The organism is Promicromonospora alba, assembly GCF_042654905.1.
Classification (GTDB): Bacteria; Actinomycetota; Actinomycetes; order Actinomycetales; family Cellulomonadaceae; genus Promicromonospora; species Promicromonospora alba.
Genome location: NZ_JBHSFI010000010.1, coordinates 109,587 through 130,817 on the forward strand (window position 1 = coordinate 109,587; position 21,231 = coordinate 130,817).

Below are 21,231 nucleotides of genomic sequence, written 5' to 3' on the forward strand. Positions count from 1 at the left end.
GGGGATCTCGCTCAGGCCTTCACCGTTCAGGCGGAGAGGCTCTGTAGTTGTTGCTGCCAAAATCGTCCCAATCCGTTGCGGACGCGCGCGACGTCCTGCGCAGTTCCCAGTAGCTCGAAGGCGTACAGATACGGGACATCACACTTCGCAGCGATGATGTCCCCGGTGATGCAGTACGCAGCCCCGAAGTTGGTGTTCCCCGCAGCGATGACGCCGCGAATGAGCGACCGGTTGTGTTCGTCGTTGAGGAACTTCCTCACCTGCCGCGGGACGGCCCCGCCCTCGTTGCCGCCACCGTAGGTGGGGGCCAGGAGGACGTAGGGCTCGTCCACGTGCAGAAAGCCGTCGGCGGGGCGCAGCGGGATCCGGTGCACCGACATCCCCAGCTCTTCGAGACCAAGCTTCTCGACGAACCGGTGCGTGTTCTCTGACACGCTGGAGAAGTAGACGAGTGAGCCCACGTCACGCCTCCTTGCCGACGTTGCGGTAGTACAAGGTGTTGCGGTGGTGCAGGTCAGGCCGAAGCGGCCTGAAGCGCGGCGACCGCGCTGATCTGGTCCGGGCGGAAGCCCGACCAGTGGGTGTCGCCGGCGACGACGACCGGCGCCTGGAGGTACCCGAGGCCGCGGACCATCTCGAGCGCCTCGGCGTCCTGAGTGATGTCGACGACCGTGTACTCGACACCCTTGCGATCCAGTGCCCGGTACGTCGCATCGCACTGGACGCATGCCGGCTTGCTGTAGACAGTGACGCTCATGTCCGCCTCCTCTGACCTCGAAGGACATCTGTGAACTTACACCGATGTGCTTTGTGAGCGGGTCTGCGTCTCCCGCTGAACCAAACACTACACCTAGTGTCTGACACCCGCCCGGTCACGACATGTTGTGGTTGAGGCCGAGCGGCGCACTACACCGGAACCGCTCGCGACGCCCAGGGACCATGCTGCCACGACCCTCTGACACCGCCCGGTAGGCCGCACGCGCGGCCTGCCGCCGCGCCTCCCGGCCGGGCTCCCCGGACCCCGAGAACCGGCACCTCACACGCCTGCAGAGGGTCTCGGAGCCCCAAAAAAGTGATCTCAGTTCGCGGCGTGTCGCGACCGTTCGGCGTGTCCCGCGAGCGCCGACCGGGACGGTGATCCGGCTCACAGCGGACCCCTCAGCGGGCGTGCCAGCCGGCGTGGTCGTGCCCACCCATGACTTCGGTCGGTTGCCTTGAGATCGGTCAATCGAACGACCGATCTCAAGGCAACCGACCGAAGTGACGAGAACCCCCGCCAGCAACCCACCAGAGTCAGACCACTGGTCAGGCCGGGGAGACCTCGTCCACGCCCGGGAGGGTGTTCGTCGTGGCCAGACGGCGGTACCAGTGCGCGGAGTCCTTCCAGGTGCGCTCCAGCGTGTCGTAGTCGACCCGGATGATGCCGAAGCGACGGTCGTACCCGTAGGCCCACTCGAAGTTGTCGAGCAGCGACCAGGCGAAGTAGCCACGCACGTCCACGCCCTTGTCGCGGGCCTGACCGAGCGCCTCGACGTGGTCGTGCAGGTACGCGACCCGGTCGACGTCGTGCACGCGTGCCACGCCGTCCTCGGTCACCACCGTGTCCTCGAACGCGGCGCCGTTCTCCGTGACCATGAGCGGCTGGTCCGGGTAGGAGTCGCGCAGCGAGACCAGCAGGTCGGTGAGGCCCGCCGGCTCGATGTTCCAGCCCATGGCGGTGTACGGACCGGGCTGCGGCAGGAACTCGACGTCGTCGGCCGCGGGCCAGGGTGTGCCGGCGGAGTCCTTGTGCCCGTCGGCCTGCTGGCGCTCGCCCTCGCCGGCGAAGTGACGCACCCGCGCCGTCGAGTAGTAGTTGACGCCCAGCACGTCGAGCGGCTGCTTGGTGATCTCCAGGTCGCCGTCGAGCACGAACGACCAGTCGGTGACCGATGCGGTGTTCTCCAGCAGGTCCGCCGGGTAGACACCCTCCAGCACCGGCGCCAGGAACGCCCGGTTGGCCAGCGCGTCGACCTTGCGGACGGCACCCTGGTCGGCCTCGGACGACGGGTCGTCCGGCCGGAAGACGTGCAGGTTCAGCGTGATCGACGTCTTGGCGGCGTCGCCGAGCACCTCGCGGATCTGCTGGACGGCGAGGCCGTGCGCGAGGTTCAGGTGGTGCACGGCCTGCAGCGCGGCAAGGTCCTCCGTGCGGCCCGGCGCGTGCACGCCCGAGCCGTAGCCCAGGTACGCCGTGCACCACGGCTCGTTGAGCGTGGTCCAGACGTCGATGCGGTCGCCGAGCTCCTCGGCCATCTTCCGGGCGTACCGCGCGAAGGCGTAGGCCGTCTCGCGGTTGGTCCAGCCGCCGGCGTCCTCGAGCTCCTGCGGGAGGTCCCAGTGGTAGAGCGTGACGACCGGCTTCACGCCGGCGGCGATCAGCCCGTCCACGAGGTCCGAGTAGAACCGGATGCCCTCGGCGTTGAACTCGCCGGAGCCGCCCGGCTGCACCCGCGGCCACGCGATGGAGAACCGGTAGGCGCCGAGCCCCAGGTTCTTGATGTGCTCGACGTCCTCCTGCCACCGGTGGTAGTGGTCGTCCGCGACGTCGCCCGTGTCGCCGTTCAGCGTCTTGCCGGGCGTGTGCGAGAACGTGTCCCAGATGGACGGGCCGCGCCCGCCCTCTGTCGCGCCACCCTCGATCTGGTACGACGCCGTCGCGGATCCCCAGAGAAACTCCGGGGGGAAACTCCGTGCACTCACACTGCCACCTCTCCCGGGCCGGTGGCCCGTGCTGTCCGTCCTTCGTACTCGACGCCCCACTCGCCGGGGGCGTCCTCACTGGTCACCTGCACGACGCCGGACGCGTACCGCACGCGGAACGTCGCGGGGGCGCCGGTGCCACCGGGTACCACTACCTCTTCGTCGAACCCCTCGGGCAGACGGGTGCAGCGTAACGTCACGCCCTCGGCCCAGGCGTAGTCGGGCCGGTCGTCGCGAGCGCCGACGGGCAGCACCGTGCCGGGCCGGACGAACAGCGGGAGGCTGTCGAAGCCGTGCTCCTCGGTCACCCAGCGCGGCCCGGTGACGGTAGGTGCCAGCCCGGCCACTGCGACGTCGGGCAGGCGGGTCCACTCGCCCTCCGGCAGGTAGTACTCCGCGCGCGACTCGTGGAAGACCGGTGCCACGAGCAGCGACGGCCCCAGCATGTACTGGGTGTCGACGGAGGCGGCAGTCCGGTCCTCGGGGAACTGGAGCACCATGGGGCGCATGACGGGCATGCCCTCCTCGGCCGCCACGTGGCCGAGCCGGCCGAGGTACGGCATGAGCCGCAGCTTCAGCTTCGTGAACTTCCGGGTGACGTCGACCGCCTCGTCGTCGAAGGCCCACGGCACGCGGTAGGAGCTGGACCCGTGCAGCCGTGAGTGCGAGGACAGCAGGCCGAACGCGGCCCACCGCTTGAAGACCGCGGGGTCGGGCGTGCCCTCGAAGCCGCCGATGTCGTGGCTCCAGTAGCCGAACCCGGACAGCGACAGCGACAGACCGCCGCGCAGGGACTCCGCCATCGAGACGAACGTGGACTCGCAGTCGCCGCCCCAGTGCACCGGGAAGGCCTGCGTGCCCGCGGTCGCGGACCGGGCGAACAGCACTGCCTCGCCGTGCCCGCGCTCCTCCTCGAGCAGGTCGAAGACCGTCTTGTTGAACAGGGCGGTGTAGTAGTTGTGCATGCCCTGCGGGTCGGACCCGTCGTGCCAGACGACGTCGGTGGGGATGCGCTCGCCGAAGTCGGTCTTGAAGGCGTCGACGCCCTGGCCCAGGAGCACGCGCAGCTTGTCCTGGTACCACGCGGCGGCGTCGGGGTTGGTGAAGTCGACGAGGCCCATGCCGGCCTGCCACTTGTCCCACTGCCATACATCACCCTCGGGCGTGGTGACCAGGTAGCCCTTCTCCTGGCCCTCACGGAACAGGTGCGAACGCTGGGCGATGTACGGGTTGATCCACACGCAGACCTTCAGGCCCTTGTCGTGCAGGCGGGCCAGCATGCCCTCGGGGTCCGGGAACGTCGCCGGGTCCCACACGAAGTCGCACCAGTGGAACTGCCGCATCCAGAAGCAGTCGAAGTGAAAGACCGAGAGCGGGATGTCCCGCTCGGCCATGCCGTCGATGAAGCTGTTGACGGTCTCCTCGTCGTAGCTCGTGGTGAAGGACGTCGACAACCACAGTCCGTAGGACCACGCGGGAACGACCGCGGGCCGCCCGGTCAGGGCCGTGTACCGGCGCAGGATGTCGGCGGGCGTGGGCCCGTGGATGACGAAGTACTGGAGCGACTGCCCGGCCACCGAGAACTGGGTGCGGCTGACGACCTCGGAACCGACCTCGAACGAGACCCGCTCGGGGTGGGCGACGAACACGCCGTACCCACGGTCGGTCAGGTAGAACGGCACGTTCTTGTAGGCCTGCTCGCTCGCGGTGCCGCCGTCCTCGTTCCAGATGTCGACGCTCTGGCCGTTCTTCACGAACGCCCCGAACCGCTCGCCCAGGCCGTAGACGTGCTCGCCCACGCCGAGCGCGAGCTGCTCGTGCACGAAGTCCCCGTCGGGCGTGCTCGCGATCCCGATGCTCCGGTCCGACGACGAGGTGAGCACCTCGCCGTCGGCGATGAAGTCGACGTGCCACGGGCCGTCGGTGGCGACGCGCGCGGTGAGGCCGCCGGACGTGAGCTCGGCGGGGCCGCTCTCGGGCACGACGACCTTGACCGCACCGGGCTCAGCGTTGACCCCGAAGTGCGGGCCGGGGTCGCGGCGGCCCTGGTGGTGCTCGATGCGGACGCCGATGACGTCGTCCGCCGGAGCGTTGAACGTGACCGTCACGAGCGGACGGTTCAGGGTGTCGCCGCGCTTGGTGATCGGCACGGTGGGCGCGTAGACCGTCATGGTCTCGTCGCCGACCTCGACCGAGTCGACGTCCTGGGGACGGAGCATCTCGACGCCGGGGCGCAGCTGCCAGTAGCCGTCGGTGAATCTCATGGCTGGGGCCTCACTCGTCTCTGTAGGGCGTAAGGGTTCGTGGTGTGGAGCGCGGTCACTTGACCGCCCCGGCGGTCACGCCCCGGGTCAGGGTGCGCTGGAAGATGAGGAAGAACACGACAGCGGGCACGAGCGAGACGAGCGAACCCGCGTTGATCGTCGGCGCGTCCATCATGCGATCGCCCTGCAGCGACGCCAGGGCGATGGGGATGGTCTGGGTGTCGTTGCTGGTCAGCATGACCAGCGGGATGAAGAACTCGTTCCAGGTCCAGATGAAGAAGAAGATCATCAGGACCGAGAGCGTCGGCCGCACGATCGGGAAGACGACCTGCCAGAGGATGCGCCACCGGCTCGCGCCGTCGAGCGCCGCGGCCTCCAGCAGCGCGGGCGGGAAGGTGCCCAGCACCGAGGAGAGCAGGTAGGTGCCGAACGCCGACTGGATGACGGTGAAGATGATGATCACCGACCACTGCGAGTTGGACAGGCCCACCGACTGCGCCATGGTGAACAGCGGGTAGATCAGCGCCTCCTGCGGCAGCATGTTTGCCAGCAGGAACAGTGCGACGATCCACAGCCGCCCCTTCACCCGGCCGATGCCTATCGCGTACGCGTTGAGCAGCGAGAGCAGCGCCCCGAGCACGGCGACTATGCCTGCGATGAACACCGAGTTCCAGAGCTTCACCGGAAACTCGGTGCGCTCCCAGAACGCCACCACCCCGTCGAGGTAGAGCGAGGACGGCCAGGACAGCGGCCCGTTCGCCGCGTAGTCCTGCGGCGACTTGAAGGCGTTCAGCAGCATGATCCCGAACGGCGCGAGGACCGCGAGACCGACGAGCACCGCGGCGGCCAGCACGAGCCAGCGGCCCGCGCCGCGGCGATAGCGGGAGTCGACGGCGGTGGTGCGCACCTGCGCGGGCCGCGCGGGCGGTCGCACGTCCGTGGCGACAGCCATGTCAGATCCCCTCCCTCTCACGTCGTTCGGCCCGGTTCTGCAGGCCGAGGATGATCACGGCGACGACGACGATCACGAGGGTCAGCACGGTGGCGATCGCCGAGCCGTAGCCGACCTGGGACTTGTCGAAGAAGCTCAGGTACGAGTAGTAGCTGGGCACGAGGGTCGAGCTCTCGGGCCCGCCGCGCGTCAGCACGTAGATGGGCCCGAACACCTTGAGCGCCGCGACCGTGCAGGTCAGCGTGACCACGAAGGTCTCAGGCCGGATCTGGGGCACCGTGATGGCCCGGAACCGGTCCCACCAGCCGGCGCCGTCGAGCTCGGCCGCCTCGTAGAGCTCCGGGTCCACCCGCTGCAGCGCGGCCATGAAGATGACCACGGGGTAGCCCATCTGCACCCAGATCAGCACGAGCATCACCGACGGCAGCGCCGTGGTCGGATCCCCGAGCCAGTTGGGCGGCGCGGCGATGCCCATCCCGCGCAGGATCTGGTTCAGCGCACCGGTCTGGGAGTTCAGGATCCAGTTCCAGAGCACACCCGCCACGGCGACGGGCAGGATCTGCGGCAGGTAGTAGGTGGCCCGCAGCACCGAGGAGACCTGCGCGCCGAACCGCCGTCCGAGGTAGTCGAACAGCACCGCCGCGAGGACCAGCCCGAGGAGCGTGGGCACCAGGACCATCGCGACGATCATCGCCAGCGAGTTGCCGAACGACGTCCAGAACTTGTCGTCGCCCATCAGGTCCGCGTAGTTGCCGAGACCGTTCCAGCGCAGCGGCGCCATGCCACCGCGCCACTTGAACAGGCTGAAGTACACGTTCGTCACGAGCGGGTACCCGATCACCACGACGAAGGCGATCGCGCCGGGCAGGAGGTACGGCAAGTACGCCACCCATTCCGGCCGACGACGGCGGCGCGTCTCGCGCGGGGCTCGTGGGCGCCCGACCGACCGCGAGCGCCGTTCGGTCAGGGTGCTGTCAGCCATCGAGCAGGTCGGCCTTGCCCTCGTCGTACGAGCTCTGGAGCCCGTCCAGCACCTCGGACGGCGTCTTGGACCGGTTGACCAGCGACTGCAGCTCGCTGACGATCACGTCGTAATAGCCGGCCACCGGCCAGTCGGGGTAGAACGCCAGGCCGTCCGCGTCGAGGATCGCCTGGAAGTTCTCGGTCAGCTCGCGCGTGCGCTCGTCCTCGATGACCGAGGCGTCGCCCGCCACGGGCAGGCCGCCCTCGGCCGCCAGCACGTTCTGCACCTCGGGGCGCAGGGTGATGTCGATGAACTCCTCGGCGAGGCTCGGGGAGTCGGCGTTGGCCGGGACCACCCAGAGGTTGCCCGACGAACCCGTGTGGAGCGTGTTGCCCGGGAAGTTGAACTGGCCCCAGTCGGCCTCGACCTCGGTCGCGAGCCGGCCGAACCACCAGGACCCGCTGACCATGAGCGGGTAGGTGCCGTCGATGAACGAGACGCCCATGTCCTCGGCGGTGAGGGCTGCCGAGTCGGAGGCGATGTAGCCCTTCTCGATCCACTCGTCGAGCTTCTCCGTGGCCTTGGTCATCGCGTCGTTGTGGAAGTTGACGTCGTTCGCGAAGAGCTGGTAGTCGTCCACCAGGGCGCGGTCGCCGTAGGCGAGGACGAGCTCGTACCAGAGCTGGCCGAGCGGGTACTCGGCGCCGGCCTCGGCCAGTGGCGTGATGCCCTCCTCCTTGAAGGCGGCCAGGACGTCCTCGAGCTCGTCGAGGTTCGTCGGCACCTCCAGACCGTGCTCGGCGAACATGTCCTTGTTGTAGTAGACGCCGACGAACTCGCCGTAGTTCGGCACCCCGTACCACTCGCCGGAGCCCATGCGGCCCTGCTCGTCGTACGTGGCGGTGGTGGCCAGCGAGCCGGTGAGCTTCTCGTCCCAGCCGCGTTCGGTGGCGGCGTCTGTCAGCGGTGTCAGCAGGCCCTGCGCCGCGAGCTGGCCCGCCGTCGCGTTGCCCTTGTTGAACTCCATGACGTCGGGCACGTCGTCGCCGGTGAGCACGATCTTGGCGTTCTTCTGGATCTGCTCGAACGTCTGCTTCTCGACGTCGACGGTGACGTCGGGGTTCTCCTCCTCGAAGATCTTGATGGCCTCGGCCCAGGCCTTGCCCATCGCCGAGTCCTCGTTCTCGTAGTGCCAGATCGTCAGCGTGCTGTCGTCGGTGTCGCCACCGCCACCGCTCTGCCCGGTGCAGCCGGTCAGGGCCAGCGCACCGGCCATCGCGGCCGCTACGGCAGTCATGGTCCGCTTGTGCGTCATCGCATCTCCTTGGTTTCGCTCAGCCGCTGAGGCAGTGGGCGACGAGGGCTCGGTGCCGCGGTACCACGTGGTACCTCCGGCCGGGCCGTCGGACGGCGGAGCGTGATCGTCGAAGCACCCTCGGGGGACGGTCGTCCGGTGGTCGCGACCAGCGCCCCACATCGATTGGTCCTCGGCATCCTTACCCTCTCGGCCGCGCCCAGACCTCTGCGTCTGGATCGTCGAAGCGTTTCAACACGCTAACCCTAGGCGCTGGCTCGTGTCCAGTACCCGCCCTCCCGCATGTGGACTAGGCTTCTATCGAAGCGCTTGCCTGGCATGCGGCACACTGGTGTGCCCGGTGCCTGCGAGCACCGCCTGCCACCGCACAGGGCACACTGCGGCATCGATCCGAGAGGAGCACCGTGGCTACGATCGACGACGTCGCCAAGGCGGCGGGGGTCTCGACCTCCACCGTGTCCTACGTACTGTCGGGCAAGCGACCGATCTCCGCACCGACACGTGCTCGTGTCGAGCGCGCCATCGACAAGCTCGGCTACCGGCCGCATGCCGGGGCGCGGGCGCTGGCCTCGTCCCGCACCAACGTCATAGCACTCATGGCACCCCTCCGGGTGGGCGTCAGCGTACCCGTGATCATGCAGTTCGTGGCAGGTGTCGTGACGCGCGCACGAGACTTCGACCACGACGTTCTCCTCCTCACCCAGGACGACGTGAGCGGCCTCGACCGGGTGACCGGCGGCTCCATGGTGGACGCCCTGGTGATGATGGACATCGAGGCGGACGACCCGCGCGTGCCCCTCGTCGCGGCCGCCAAGCAGCCGACGGTGCTCATCGGCCTGCCGCAGGACCCGGAGGGCCTCAGCTGTGTCGACCTCGACTTCGAGGCGGCCGGCCGGCTCGCCGTGCGGCACCTCGCCGGCGCGGGTCATACCGACGTCGCGCTCATCGGCTCCCCGCCCGAGGTGCTGCAGCGGCACACGTCCTACGCCGAACGGCTGATGCGCGGGCTGCGCAGCCAGGCCAAGCTCTCCGGCGTGACGGTCGAGGTGGAGGCGTGCGACTCCTCGCCGTCCGGAGCCGCGAGCGCCGTGGACACCCTGCTGGCGACCGCGCCGGACACCACGGGGATCATCGTGCACAACGAGGGCGCACTCCCCCACGTGCTGTCCCGCCTGGCGGAACGCGGCATCGTGGTGGGCACCGACATGTCCGTGGTGGCGGTCTGCCCCACCGACGTGGCACTTTCGCAGCGGATCCCGATGACCAGCATCGACCTGCCCGCCGAGGGGATCGGCAAGGTCGCCGTCGACATGGTCATGGCCCGCCTCGAGGGTGAGCACCCGTCCGAGACGAGGCTGCTCGCCCCCGTGCTCACCGAGCGAGCAAGCTCGGTGAGCGGCCCGAGCGACCCGCTGGACTGAAGGCAAGCGCTTCGCTGTCTCCCGCCTGCGGTGCGGCTGCCTCGCGGGTAGGCGAAGGCCCGGACGCCCGGACTTTCGTGGCCGAACCGTGAACTACTGGTCATTGCATGGCAAGACATCCGTCTGGTATTAATGTCGAAGCGCTTCGACGAATCGACTCCGGTTCGTCGCTCGCACCACACAACGAAGTGGCCGATCACGAGGGAGTGACAGGTGAGCCTCACCCAGGGAGCGCGGCCGGAAGTGCTCGGCGCGGGCATTCCGCCGGACACCGGACCAGCCGGTGCAAGCAAGGGCCGCGGTCGCGGCCGACGTCGTGAACCGCCGTCCCACGGCAAGTCCTCGAGGACGATGTTCCTCGTCGTCCTGCCGTTCCTCGTCCTCGCGTTCGTGTTCTCCTACCTGCCGCTGCTCGGCTGGGTAACGGCGTTCTACGACTACAAGCCGGCCCTCGGCCTGGGCGGGAGCGAGTTCGTCGGGCTGCAGTGGTTCGAGGTCCTCGTCTCGTCCGAGACGCAGCTCAAGCAGCTCGGCCAGGTGATGGCGAACACCCTCGCCATGAGCTTCCTCGGCATCGCGACGTCGCTGCTACCGGTCTTCTTCGCGATCCTGCTCAACGAGATCCGCGCCAGCTGGTTCCGGAACGCGGTGCAGACCCTCACGACGCTCCCGAACTTCATCTCGTGGGTGCTCGTGTACATGATCGCGTTCTCGCTGTTCTCGTCGTCGGGGCTGGTCAACACCACGCTGCACGACTGGGGCCTGATCACCGTCCCGATGAAGTTCCTGGACACCGACCAGCACGTCTGGCTGACCATGCTCGCCTGGAGCCTGTGGAAGGGCCTGGGCTGGGGCGCGATCATGTATCTCGCGGCCATCGCGGGTATCGACCAGTCGCTGTACGAGTCGGCGCGGATCGACGGCGCCAGCCGGTTCCAGCTCATGCGCTACATCACGTTCCCGATGCTCATGCCGACCTACGTGGTGCTGCTGGTCCTCTCCATCGCCAACATCCTGAACAACGGGATGGAGCAGTTCTTCGTCTTCCAGAACGCCTTCAACAGGGAGCACATCCAGGTGCTCGACCTGTACGTCTACAACGTGGGCATGACAGGGAACAGCCTGTCGCTGGCGACGGTCCTCAGCATGTTCAAGAGCGTCATCTCGCTCGCTCTTCTCCTCGCCGCCAACGCGATCGCCAAGCGCGCCCGCGGGTCGTCGATCATCTAGGAAAGGACCGACGTCGTGACCACCACGGACACCGGGCCCACATGGCGCCACGCCCGCGGCGACATCCCGTTCGCCTTCATCAACTACGCCGGCTTCCTGCTCTTCGCGCTGGTGTGCGGTTACCCGTTCTACTACCTGATCATCAACTCCGTCAGCGCGAACGACATCAGCGCGCTCGGTGACGTACGCCTGTGGCCGGTCGGCCTCCACCTGTCGAACTACGAGCAGGTCCTCGGCCTGCCGGGCCTGACGGGCTCGATGCTGGTCTCGATCGCGCGCACCGTGATCGGCACCGGGACCACCGTCCTCGCGTCGGCGTTCCTCGGCTTCATGTTCACGCAGGAACGCCTGAAGCACCGCTCGCTCTGGTACCGGCTGATCATCTTCACGATGTACTTCAACGCCGGCCTCATCCCGGTGTACGTCACGATCCACACGCTCGGGCTGACCAACAACTTCTGGGTCTACATCCTCCCGGCGATCGTGCAGCCCTTCAACATCATCCTGGTCAAGACGTACGTGGAGTCGCTGCCCCAGTCGCTGCAGGAGGCCGCCGAGATAGACGGCGCCGGGATCGTGACGATCTTCTTCCGGATCATCCTCCCGAACATGACGCCGATCCTCGCGACGGTCGCGATCTTCTCCGCGGTGGCCCAGTGGAACTCGTTCCAGGACACCCTGCTGTACGTCACGGACCAGAAGCTCTACCCGCTGCAGTACACGCTCTACACCTATCTCAACCAGGCCAACAGCCTGGCCACGGCGGCGCAGAACGCGCAGGGCAACCTCGGCTCGATCGTCTCGGCCGCCACGACCCAGACGCCGACGTCGATCCGGATGACGGTCGCAGTGATCGTCGTGCTGCCGATCATCTTCGTCTACCCGCTGTTCCAGCGGTACTTCGTCAAGGGCATCATGCTCGGCGCGGTCAAGGGCTGACCGCGTTCCGCGAGAAGCACCAGCTCGACAACACAAGTGCGACAAACACAAAGGAGTGTCATGAGATCACACAAGGCCATAGCCGTACTGGTGGCTCCGCTGCTGGGAATCCTGTCCCTCACGGCCTGCACGGGCTCGGGAACGGCGGACGACGCCGAGCCGGTGTCCCTCGACCAGGACTGGGCCGCGGCGGACCCGATCACCATCGACGTCTTCGACGGCCTCGCCAACTACCAGGGCATCGAGAGCGGCTGGTTCGCCAAGATCGTCAAGGACAAGTTCAACATGGAGCTGAACATCATCGCGCCCAACGTGGCAGGCGGCGGTGACACGCTCTACAACACCCGCGTAGCCAGCGGTGACCTCGGTGACCTCATCATCACCGACAAGGGCGAGCGGATGGACGAGCTGACCGAGGGCGGCCTGCTCAAGGACATGGCGCCGTACTACGAGTCCATGGAGAACGTGCCGAAGTACGACGCGGCGATCCAGCACGTCAACGAGGGCAAGGACGGCGTCTTCGGCATCCCGACCCAGCTCTCGTCGGTCAAGCCGACCGAGCCGAACGACGGTGTCGACCCGACGTTCGGCCCGTACCTGCGCTGGGACTACTACGCCGAGGCCGGCTACCCCGAGATCGACACCCTCGAGGACCTCCTGCCGGTCCTGAAGGAGATGCAGGACGCCCACCCCGAGGCCGACAACGGCAAGCCGACCTACGCCATCTCCCTGTTCAAGGACTGGGACGGCAACATGATGGTGATGGGCAAGCAGCCGACCACCCTCTACGGCTACGACGAGATGGGGTTCGTGCTCGCCAAGGCTGACGGCTCGGACTACCAGAGCATCGTCGACGCCGACTCGCAGTACGTGCGCGCGCTGAAGTTCTACCAAGAGGCGAACGAGATGGGCCTCGTCGACCCCGACTCGACCACGCAGAACTACGACACGATGTTCGCCAAGTACCAGGCCGGCCAGGTCCTGCTGTCCTGGTGGCCGTGGCTCGGCCAGTCGGCGTACAACACCGAGCAGAACATGAAGGACGGCAAGGGCTTCATGATCGCGCCGCTGAAGGACCAGACGGTCTTCTCCTACGGCGCCGAGGTGTACGGCGGCAAGCAGGTGGTGTCCATCGGCGCCAAGGCGGAGGACCCCGCGCGTATCGCCGCGTTCATCGACTGGCTCTACTCGCCCGAGGGTGTGCAGGCCAACGCGTCGGAGACCATGGGTGCCGCCGGTCCTGAAGGGCTGACCTGGGAGCAGGGTACCGACGGGCCGGAGCTCACCGAGTTCGGCCGGAAGGCCATCCTCGAGGGTGGCGCGGACGTGCCGGCCGAGTGGGGCGGCGGCGCGTACAAGGACGGCGGCTCGAGCCTGAACTTCTCCGCGGTCCTGCCGATCGACGAGGACCCGACCACGGGCTTCCCGTACAGCTACAAGCTCTGGCCGAGCTACCAGGAGACCGTGGCGAACCCGCTCACCGAGGACTGGTCCGAGCACATGGGCGGCCCCACGACCACCATGGAGTACCTGCAGTCCAACGGCATGCTGACGGTCGCGCCGGGCGCGAGCTTCACCACCCCGACGGACGAGTCCCAGATCGAGACGATCCGCAACCAGGTCAAGGCCAGCATCGTCGAGTACTCCTGGAAGATGGCCTTCGCCAAGGACGACGCGGAGTTCGACTCCCTGCAGGCAGAGATGCAGGAGACGGTGGACGGCCTGGGCTACGCGGAGGTCCTCGAGGTGGACATGGCCAACGCCAAGGCCCAGAACGAGGCACGCGTCGCGGTCGCCAACGAGTTCGGCTGAGCACTCACCGTTCCGTGCCCACACAGTTCCGTGCACCACAAGGGAGCGTCATGAGATCACGCAAGGCCATCGCGATGATGGTGGCTCCGCTGCTGGGAGTGTTGTCCCTCACCGCCTGTACGGGGTCGGGGACGCCGGAGGACGTCGAGGCGGTGTCGATCGACCAGGACTGGTCCAAGGCCGAGCCGCTGACCGTCGACGTCTTCGACGTCCCGGCCAACTACCAGGGCATCCAGGGCGGCTGGTTCGGCAAGGTCGTCAAGGACAAGTTCAACATCGAGCTGAACATCCTTGCCCCGAACGTCGCGGGCGGCGGTGACACGCTCTACAACACCCGCGTCGCGGGCGGCGAGCTCGGCGACCTCATCATCGTCGCCAAGGGCAAGCAGGCCGACGAGCTGGTCGAGGGCGGCCTCATGCTCGACGCGTCCCCCTACTACGAGTCCATGAAGAACGCGGCCGCGTACGACACGGGGGTGCAGAAGCTGAATGAGGGCAAGGACGGCGTCTACGCCTTCCCGACCGTGGTGTCCTCGATGAAGCCGACCGAGCCGTCCGAGGGCGTCGACCCGACGTTCGGCCCGTACCTGCGCTGGGACTACTACGCCGAGGCCGGCTACCCCGAGATCGACACCCTCGAGGACCTCCTGCCGGTGCTCAAGGAGATGCAGGACGCGCACCCGGAGGCCGACAACGGCAAGCCGACGTACGCCTTGTCGCTGTTCAAGGACTGGGACGGCAACCTGATGGTCATGGCGGGGCAGCCGCCGGCTCTCTACGGGTACGAGCACCTCGGCTTCGCCGAGTCCAAGCCCGACGGGTCCGACTACCACGGCGTCCTCGACGCCGACTCGCAGTACGTGCGCGCGCTGAAGTTCTACCAAGAGGCGAACAAGCTGGGCCTCGTCGACCCGGACTCGACCACGCAGAACTACGACACGATGTTCGCCAAGTACCAGGCCGGCCAGGTCCTGCTGTCCTGGTGGCCGTGGCTGGGCCAGCAGGCGTACAACACCGAGCAGAACACGGCCGACGGCAAGGGCTTCGCGCTGGCCCCGATGCAGGACCAGAAGATCTTGTCCCGCGGCGCCGAGGTGTACGGCGGCAACCTGATCTTCGGCATCGGCTCGAAGGCCGAGGACCCGGCTCGCATGGCGGCGTTCATCGACTGGCTCTACTCGCCGGAGGGCGTCGAGGCCAACTCCTCCGACTACGCCGGCGCCGGTCCCCTGGGCCTGACTTGGGAAGACGGCGACGACGGGCCGGTGCTCACGGACTTCGGCAAGAAGGCCATCCTGGAGGGCGACGCGGACGTGCCGGCCGAGTGGGGCGGCGGCAAGTACAAGGACGGTGGCTCGGCCCTGAACGTCAGCGGCGTCCTGCACAACTCCGAGGACCCGCGGACGGGCTATCCGTACAACTACAAGTTCTGGCCGAGCTACCAGGAGACATCGGCCAACCCGCTCATCGAGGACTGGTCCAAGGAGATGGGCGGCGCCAAGACGACCATGGAGTACCTGCAGTCCAACGACCAGCTGCTGGTCGCACCGGGCGCGAGCTTCGTCACCCCGACGGACGACTCCGAGATCGAGACCCTGCGCAACCAGGTCAAGGCCACGATCGTGGAGCACTCCTGGAAGATGGCCTTCGCCAAGGACGAGGCCGAGTTCGACGCCCTGCTCGCCGAGATGCAGGAGACGGCGAACGGCCTGGGCTACGAGAAGGTGCTCGAGGTCGACCTGGCGAGCGCCAAGTCCCAGACCGAGGCCCGCACCGCGGTCGCCAACGAGTTCGGCTGAGCCCGAACCGGTAGCAGCACGCGTAAGGCCCAGGCGATCGATCGCTTGGGCCTTACGTCCGCCCGGCCCCAGTCCCTCGTCACCAGCCCCAAGGAGAGCATCATGCAACGACGCACTTTCCTCGCGTCGATCGGCACGGCCGCGGCCGCGGCCACGATCGGCCTCCCGCCCGAGCCTGCGCAGGCCACGGCCCACGCGCCCGGCGCGTGCACCTACACCTGGAAGAACGCCGTCATCAACGGCGGCGGCTTCGTGCCCGGCATCCTCTTCAACGAGACCGAGCCGAACCTCATCTACGCCCGCACCGATATCGGCGGCTGCTACCGCTGGCAGGAGGACTCCCGGACCTGGAAGCCGCTCCTGGACTGGGTAGGCCGCGACAAGTGGGGCTACTCCGGGGTCGTCTCCATGGCCACCGACCCGGTCGAGACCCACCGCGTCTACGCCGCCGTCGGCACCTACACCATCGACTGGGACCCGAACAACGGCGCCGTGCTCTACTCCGACGACAAGGGCGACACCTGGGGCGTCGCCGAGCTCCCGTTCAAGCAGGGCGGCAACATGCCCGGCCGCGGCATGGGCGAGCGCCTCGTCGTCAATCCGGCCGACAACACCGAGCTCTACCTCGGCACCCCGAACGGGAACGGGCTGTGGCGGTCGCGCGACCACGGCCGCACCTGGGCACATGTCGAGGAGTTCCCGAACCCCGGCAACTTCGTCGTCGACCCGTCGAACCCGCTCCTCGCCGACAACCAGGGCGTCCTCTGGATCGACTTCGACCAGGTCGGCGGCAGGGTCTACGTGGGCGTGGCCGACCCGGACGACCCGCTGTACGTCTCCGAGGACAGCGGGTCGACCTGGCAGGCAGTCCCCGGCGCGGCCGAGGCGCTCGGGTCCGCGGACGGCAACCGCACCATCCCCGGCCAGTCCGCGGTGGACGACCTGAACGGGTATCTGTACATCGTCACCAGCCACGACCCCGGCCCCTACAACGGCGCGCCTGCTTCGGGCGACGGCGGCAGGATCCAGCGCCTGGCGACCGGGACCGGCGAGTGGACCGACGTCACCCCCGCGTACAACCCGCGCGGCGTGATCCCGGGCTTCGGGGGCATCACCGTCGACCGTCAGAACCCCGGCACCCTCATGGCGGCCACGCGCAACAACTGGTATCCCGACGAGATCCTCTACCGCTCCACCGACTCCGGCGCCACCTGGCAGCTCAGCTGGGACTACGCCGAGGGCCAGGACCGCCACGACCGGTTCGACATGGACAACGCCGGCAGCCCGTGGCTGTCGTGGAACGGCGAGAACCAGGGGCCCCAGTACGCGGTCAAGCACGGGTGGATGATCGACGCCCTCGCGATCGACCCGCACAACTCCGACCGGATCATGTGGGGCACCGGCGCGACCATCTGGGGCACCGAGGAGCTGACCCGGTGGGACGCACAGGGCGAGCTCATCGGCCAGGACGAGGCCGGCCGGCGCGTCGCACTGCCGGTCGAGAAGTTCACCGTCGCCGTCCGCGCCGAAGGCGTGGAGGAGTGCGCGATCCTCGACCTCGCCGCTCTCGGCGGAACCCTCGTCTCGGCAGTCGGCGACGTCGGCGGCTTCGTCCACACCAACCTCGACCGGGCCGAGCCGATGATCGACACCGACTGGTCCACGGGCACCAGCGTCGACTTCGCCCAGTCCGACCCGAACATCATCGTCGGCACCGGCAACGTGCACGGCAACGAGAAGGGCCACGTCGGCGTCTCCACCGACCGCGGCAAGACCTGGCGGAACGCTTCTCGCGTCGAGGGCGTCCCCGGTGACGGCCACGGCGGCGCCGTCGCGATCAGCGCCAACGGGTCCAGGATCTTCTGGACGCCCGGCAGCTCCGAGGTCACCCCGGTGTACAGCACCGATCTGGGCGCGACCTGGATCCCGGTGCGGGGCCTGCCGGCGGGGGCGAAGATCCGGTCCGACCGCGTCGACCCGTCCGTCCTGTACGCGTTCTCGGGCGGCACGTTCTACCGCAGCTCCGACGGCGGCGCGACGTTCGCCGACACGGGAGCGACGGGCCTGCCGACCGCGGGCGTCGACGATTTCCGCGCCGTCCCCCGCCACAAGAAGCACGTGTGGCTGGCGGGGCGCGGCGACGAGAAGACGGGCGTCACCGGCGGCATGTGGCGCTCCAAGGACGGCGGTGCCACCTGGAAGCAGATCACCGCGTTCGACACGGCGGAGTCGGTCGGCTTCGGCAAGGCGTCCAAGAAGTCCAGCTACCCGACGATCTACAGCTCCGCGCAGGTCCGCGGCAAGGCCGCCATCTACCGCTCGACCGACGGCGGCAACCGCTGGGTCCGCATCAACGACGACGACCACCAGTGGGCCTGGTCGGGGTCCGCGATCACCGGCGACCCGTGGATCTACGGCCGCGTCTACCTCACCACCAACGGCCGCGGCATCATCTACGGCGACATCGCCCGCTGAGGCCACCAGGCCCCCGAACAGAAGGTGCCCCCGATCGTGGGCCGACACGGCGTGCCGACGCCGTGTCAGCCCGGGATCGGGGGCACCTTTCTCGCTCTACTCGCCGGAGAACGGGCTGACCGGGTCGAGCGCCGTCGGATCATCGCCGCGCCGCCGGAAGATGCTGTGCAGCACGAGCGCGTCCACGTAGGCCCCCACCGAGAAACCGATCGTCAGCACGAGCACCGCGGCCGGTGGGTACACGTAGAGCAGGCTCACCGTAGCGACGGGCCGCAGCAGCAGGGCGAGCGTTCGCAGCGGCTCGGCGAGCGGCAGCAGCAGGGCGTTGCGCACCGTCCGGCCCAGCGGGTCGGCGTACCGCGCGACCAGCGCCAGAGCGCACAGCAGCGCGGTGGTCAGGTACGCGGTGAGCAGCACCGCTACCGTGCCGACGGCGGTCCCGAGGGCACTGCCGAGCGCCAGCCAGAAGGTCGCGGCGAAGCCCACCATCGCGGCCGGCACGCCGAGCAGCAGCCCGACGGCGGTGCCCCGCCACAGGTTGCGGCGGAGGCCGACGAGGAAGCCCCGGATCAGGTAGCCCCGCTCCTCGTCGGCGTACCGCAGCGCCACCTCGTAGAGCGCCGCGGTCGCCGCCCCCGCCGTCACCACCGGTACGCAGGCCACCATGTACAGCACGTTGAGCGCGACGAACTGCAGGAACGTCGTCAGTCCCTGCGCGCTGCGGCTGTCGGGGTCGACCCTCATGGCTGCGTCCTCATTGCTGCGTCCTCATCCTCACCCGGTCGGGCCGGTAACGGTCAGCTCGCCGCGTACCGGCAGGCTCACGCTAGACGCTCCGGCCGCCACGGCGTACGCACCGGCCGGGACCCGGAGGTCGCCGTCGAGCAGGCCTGGCGCCGCACCGGACGCCGCCGCCGCGTGCCACAGCGCGAGCCGCGCGGTGTCGAAGGGCACGGCAACCGACGCCGTCTCGCCCGGTTCGAGCCGGACGCGACGGTAGCCGAGCAGCAGCCGCACCGGCGAGTCGGTGCCGGAGGCACCGAGCGAGTACACCTGGACCAGCTCCTCGGCGGGCCGCGCACCGGCGTTGCGCACCGTGACGGTGGCCGTCACGACACCCTGACCCGCCGGGTCGCGCGGCGTCAGCGGCGGGTGGTCGCGGGTCGGCGCGGGTGCTGCGACCTCGGCCGCGGAGAGCGACAGCCCGTCGTAGGACACCGACGAGTAGGTCAGGCCGTGGCCGAACGCGAAGGCGGGGACGCCCGCCTCGTCCGCCGGCAGGTGCCGGTAGGTGACCTGCTGGCGGCGGGTGTCGTAGTCGAAGAGGTCGCCCGCCTGCTCCGGACGTGCCGGCCAGGTCTGGGCGAGCCGCCCGGTCGGCTCGACGGCGCCGGTCAGCACGTCGGCGAGCCCGTGCCCGAGCTCCTGCCCGCCGTGGCTGCTCCACACGACGGTGGGGGCGTCGTCGACGCCGGGGCCGAGCACGTACGGGTAGCTCGACACGATGGTCAGCACGGCCCGGGGGTTGGCCTCGACGGCGGCACGCCACGTCTCCACCGCCGCGTCGGGCAGCCACAGGTCGGGCCGGTCCTGCGTCTCGCGACCGTTCAGGTGCGGGTCGTTCCCGACCGCGACGACGACGGCGTCGCACGAGGCAGCCGCCTGGGCCACCAGGGCCGCGCCGGACTCGAGCACGCGAGCCGTGAACCGCTCGGCGTCGGCGAGCGTGTGCCCTTCGGCGCACACCAGGCCGGTGTCGCGCTGGACGCGTACCCAGCGTCCGGAGCCGAGGTGCAGCAGGGACCACGAGCCGTCGGCGTGCACGTGCTTGCGGAAGCTCTCCTGGACCTCCCAGCCGCCTACCCGCTCGGCGTCCGCACGCATCGGGTAGGCGCCTCCGGTGAGCAGGCGGCCAGAGGCGCCCGAACGCAGCGTGAGCACACCCCCGCCCCAGTCCGTGACGGAGAGGTGCGTACCCTTGCCGGCCTCGACGGAGTCCGCGACGACCGCCGTGCCGTCCTCCGTGACGGAGACGTACCGCCCGTTCGCCGCACGCAGGGCGACGACGTCGGCGCCGTCGGCCACCACCACGCGGTCCGCGCCGAACGCTGCGCGCAGGCCGTCCGCCGGGGTGACCGCGTAGGGCGGTGTGCCCGAGTACCAGTCGGTGAGCACCGCCTCGGCAAGCGGTCCGACGACGGCGACCGAGCCCGTCGCCGGCAGCGGCAGCAGCCCCTCGGAGTTGCGCAGCACGACGACGGAGCGGGCTGTCGCCTCCCGCGCCAGCGCGCGGTGCTCGGGCAGGTCGATGTCGTCCGCCGTGATGCCCGAGTACGGGTCGGCGTCGCCGTCGAGCTCCCCGCTGCGCAGGCGGAGCTCGAGCATGCGCAGGACGGACCGGTCGACCTCGGCCATGGTGAGCAGGCCGCGGTCGAGGGCCTCCTGGAGGCGCTGGATGGTGGGGGCGGAGTCGGCGTCGTCATCGGTGAACGAGTCGACGCCCGCGCGGACCAGAGCGGCGTTGCCGGACGCGCGGTCCGCCGCGGCGCGCTGCACCTTGACCACGAACATCGGGGCGGCGGCGTCGGAGACGAGCGCTACCGAGTCGTCGGTCCAGGACCGCAGCTCGGCGAAGAGCTCGGTCTGCAGGTGCGCCGGGGTGCCGTTGACCTGGTTGTACGCCGGCATGACGCCCGCGGCCACGCCCTGCTCGATCGGCTCGCGGAAGGCGGGGAGCTCCTCCTCGTGCAGCGTGACCGGGGTGAGGTTCGAGCTCGTCGAGGACCTGTCGGTCTCGTTGTTGTAGGCGAGGAAGTGCTTGAGGGTCGGCGTGGTCTTCCAGACCCGCTCGTGGTCCCCGCGCAAGCCGCGGCAGTAGGCGGTGGCGAGGTGGGCGGTGAGGTGCGGGTCCTCGGAGTACCCCTCCTCGTTGCGGCCCCAGGCCGGGTGCCGGAGCGTGTTCACGACCGGCGCCCACACGTTGAGGCTCACGGACGGGTCAGCCGCGTGCTTGGCACGAACCTCGGTGGAGACGATCTCGCCGACCCGGCGGACGAGCTCGGGGTCCCAGGTCGCGGCCAGGCCGACCGGCTGCGGGAACACCGTCGCGCGACCCAGCCAGGCGACGCCGTGCAGGGCCTCGGCCCCGGTGTGGAACGCGCCCAGGCCCAGCCGGTCGATGACCGGCTGGTGCTGGTGCAGCATCGCCAGCCGCTCTTCCGGGGTGAGCGAGTCCAGCAGGTCGCGGGCGCGCGCGGACACGGGCAGCGCGGGGTCGCGGAAGGGGGGCACGTCCATGGGTTCCTCCTTAGGGTGCCG

15 protein-coding genes are annotated in these 21,231 nt (G+C 69.0%); 6 read left to right on the forward strand and 9 right to left on the reverse strand.

Annotated elements, in window-relative coordinates:
* Nucleotides 1-26: 26 nt before the first annotated feature.
* The 7 genes from nrdI to ACFO6V_RS27355 form a co-directional block, all read right to left on the reverse strand.
* The gene (gene nrdI, locus ACFO6V_RS27325; RefSeq protein WP_377142117.1) at nucleotides 27-461 is read right to left on the reverse strand and encodes a class Ib ribonucleoside-diphosphate reductase assembly flavoprotein NrdI; all 435 of its coding nucleotides are present in this window, start codon (nucleotides 459-461) and stop codon (nucleotides 27-29) included.
* A 53-nt stretch (nucleotides 462-514) separates the two neighbouring features.
* On the reverse strand, nucleotides 515-757 hold the full coding sequence (gene nrdH, locus ACFO6V_RS27330; RefSeq protein ID WP_020017613.1) for a glutaredoxin-like protein NrdH: 243 nt from the start codon (nucleotides 755-757) through the stop codon (nucleotides 515-517).
* A 548-nt stretch (nucleotides 758-1,305) separates the two neighbouring features.
* The gene (locus ACFO6V_RS27335) at nucleotides 1,306-2,742 is read right to left on the reverse strand and encodes a GH1 family beta-glucosidase (RefSeq protein ID WP_377142120.1); all 1,437 of its coding nucleotides are present in this window, start codon (nucleotides 2,740-2,742) and stop codon (nucleotides 1,306-1,308) included.
* Nucleotides 2,739-5,006, reverse strand: coding sequence for an alpha-xylosidase (yicI, locus tag ACFO6V_RS27340; protein WP_377142123.1), 2,268 nt, complete (start codon nucleotides 5,004-5,006; stop codon nucleotides 2,739-2,741). The genes ACFO6V_RS27335 and yicI overlap by 4 nt, the downstream gene beginning before the upstream one ends.
* Nucleotides 5,007-5,061: 55 nt before the next feature.
* Nucleotides 5,062-5,958 carry a carbohydrate ABC transporter permease gene (locus ACFO6V_RS27345; protein ID WP_377142125.1) on the reverse strand — a complete coding sequence of 299 codons (897 nt, stop codon included), beginning with the start codon at nucleotides 5,956-5,958 and terminating at the stop codon, nucleotides 5,062-5,064.
* Nucleotide 5,959: 1 nt separating this feature from the next.
* On the reverse strand, nucleotides 5,960-6,940 hold the full coding sequence (locus tag ACFO6V_RS27350) for a carbohydrate ABC transporter permease (protein ID WP_377142128.1): 981 nt from the start codon (nucleotides 6,938-6,940) through the stop codon (nucleotides 5,960-5,962).
* Entirely contained in the window at nucleotides 6,933-8,237 is a 1,305-nt protein-coding gene (locus tag ACFO6V_RS27355) for an ABC transporter substrate-binding protein (protein ID WP_377142131.1), read from the reverse strand. Before ACFO6V_RS27355 ends, ACFO6V_RS27350 begins: the two co-directional genes overlap by 8 nt.
* 404 nt (nucleotides 8,238-8,641) lie before the next feature.
* Between ACFO6V_RS27355 and ACFO6V_RS27360 the strand changes: the two genes are divergently transcribed.
* From ACFO6V_RS27360 to ACFO6V_RS27385, 6 genes are all read left to right on the forward strand, one after another.
* Nucleotides 8,642-9,658: a LacI family DNA-binding transcriptional regulator gene (locus tag ACFO6V_RS27360; RefSeq protein ID WP_377142134.1), complete on the forward strand. Its 1,017-nt coding sequence runs from the start codon at nucleotides 8,642-8,644 to the stop codon at nucleotides 9,656-9,658.
* Between the two features lie 213 nt (nucleotides 9,659-9,871).
* Nucleotides 9,872-10,888, forward strand: a complete 1,017-nt coding sequence (locus tag ACFO6V_RS27365) for an ABC transporter permease (protein ID WP_377142137.1) — start codon at nucleotides 9,872-9,874, stop codon at nucleotides 10,886-10,888.
* Nucleotides 10,889-10,903: 15 nt separating this feature from the next.
* Nucleotides 10,904-11,827, forward strand: coding sequence for a carbohydrate ABC transporter permease (locus ACFO6V_RS27370; RefSeq protein ID WP_377142140.1), 924 nt, complete (start codon nucleotides 10,904-10,906; stop codon nucleotides 11,825-11,827).
* A gap of 60 nt (nucleotides 11,828-11,887) precedes the next feature.
* Nucleotides 11,888-13,639: a type 2 periplasmic-binding domain-containing protein gene (locus ACFO6V_RS27375; RefSeq protein WP_377142142.1), complete on the forward strand. Its 1,752-nt coding sequence runs from the start codon at nucleotides 11,888-11,890 to the stop codon at nucleotides 13,637-13,639.
* 50 nt (nucleotides 13,640-13,689) lie between these two features.
* A complete protein-coding gene (locus ACFO6V_RS27380; protein ID WP_377142145.1) occupies nucleotides 13,690-15,438 on the forward strand; it encodes a type 2 periplasmic-binding domain-containing protein in 1,749 nt (582 codons plus the stop codon).
* A 102-nt stretch (nucleotides 15,439-15,540) separates the two neighbouring features.
* Nucleotides 15,541-17,913, forward strand: coding sequence for a xyloglucanase (locus ACFO6V_RS27385; protein WP_377142147.1), 2,373 nt, complete (start codon nucleotides 15,541-15,543; stop codon nucleotides 17,911-17,913).
* Nucleotides 17,914-18,009: 96 nt separating this feature from the next.
* On the opposite strand, the gene ACFO6V_RS27390 is transcribed toward ACFO6V_RS27385, so the two are convergent.
* Both ACFO6V_RS27390 and ACFO6V_RS27395 read right to left on the reverse strand, forming a co-directional pair.
* Nucleotides 18,010-18,657 carry a DUF624 domain-containing protein gene (locus ACFO6V_RS27390; RefSeq protein ID WP_377142150.1) on the reverse strand — a complete coding sequence of 216 codons (648 nt, stop codon included), beginning with the start codon at nucleotides 18,655-18,657 and terminating at the stop codon, nucleotides 18,010-18,012.
* A 30-nt stretch (nucleotides 18,658-18,687) separates the two neighbouring features.
* Nucleotides 18,688-21,210 carry a glycoside hydrolase family 3 C-terminal domain-containing protein gene (locus ACFO6V_RS27395; RefSeq protein ID WP_377142153.1) on the reverse strand — a complete coding sequence of 841 codons (2,523 nt, stop codon included), beginning with the start codon at nucleotides 21,208-21,210 and terminating at the stop codon, nucleotides 18,688-18,690.
* Between the last annotated feature and the right edge of the window lie 21 nt (nucleotides 21,211-21,231).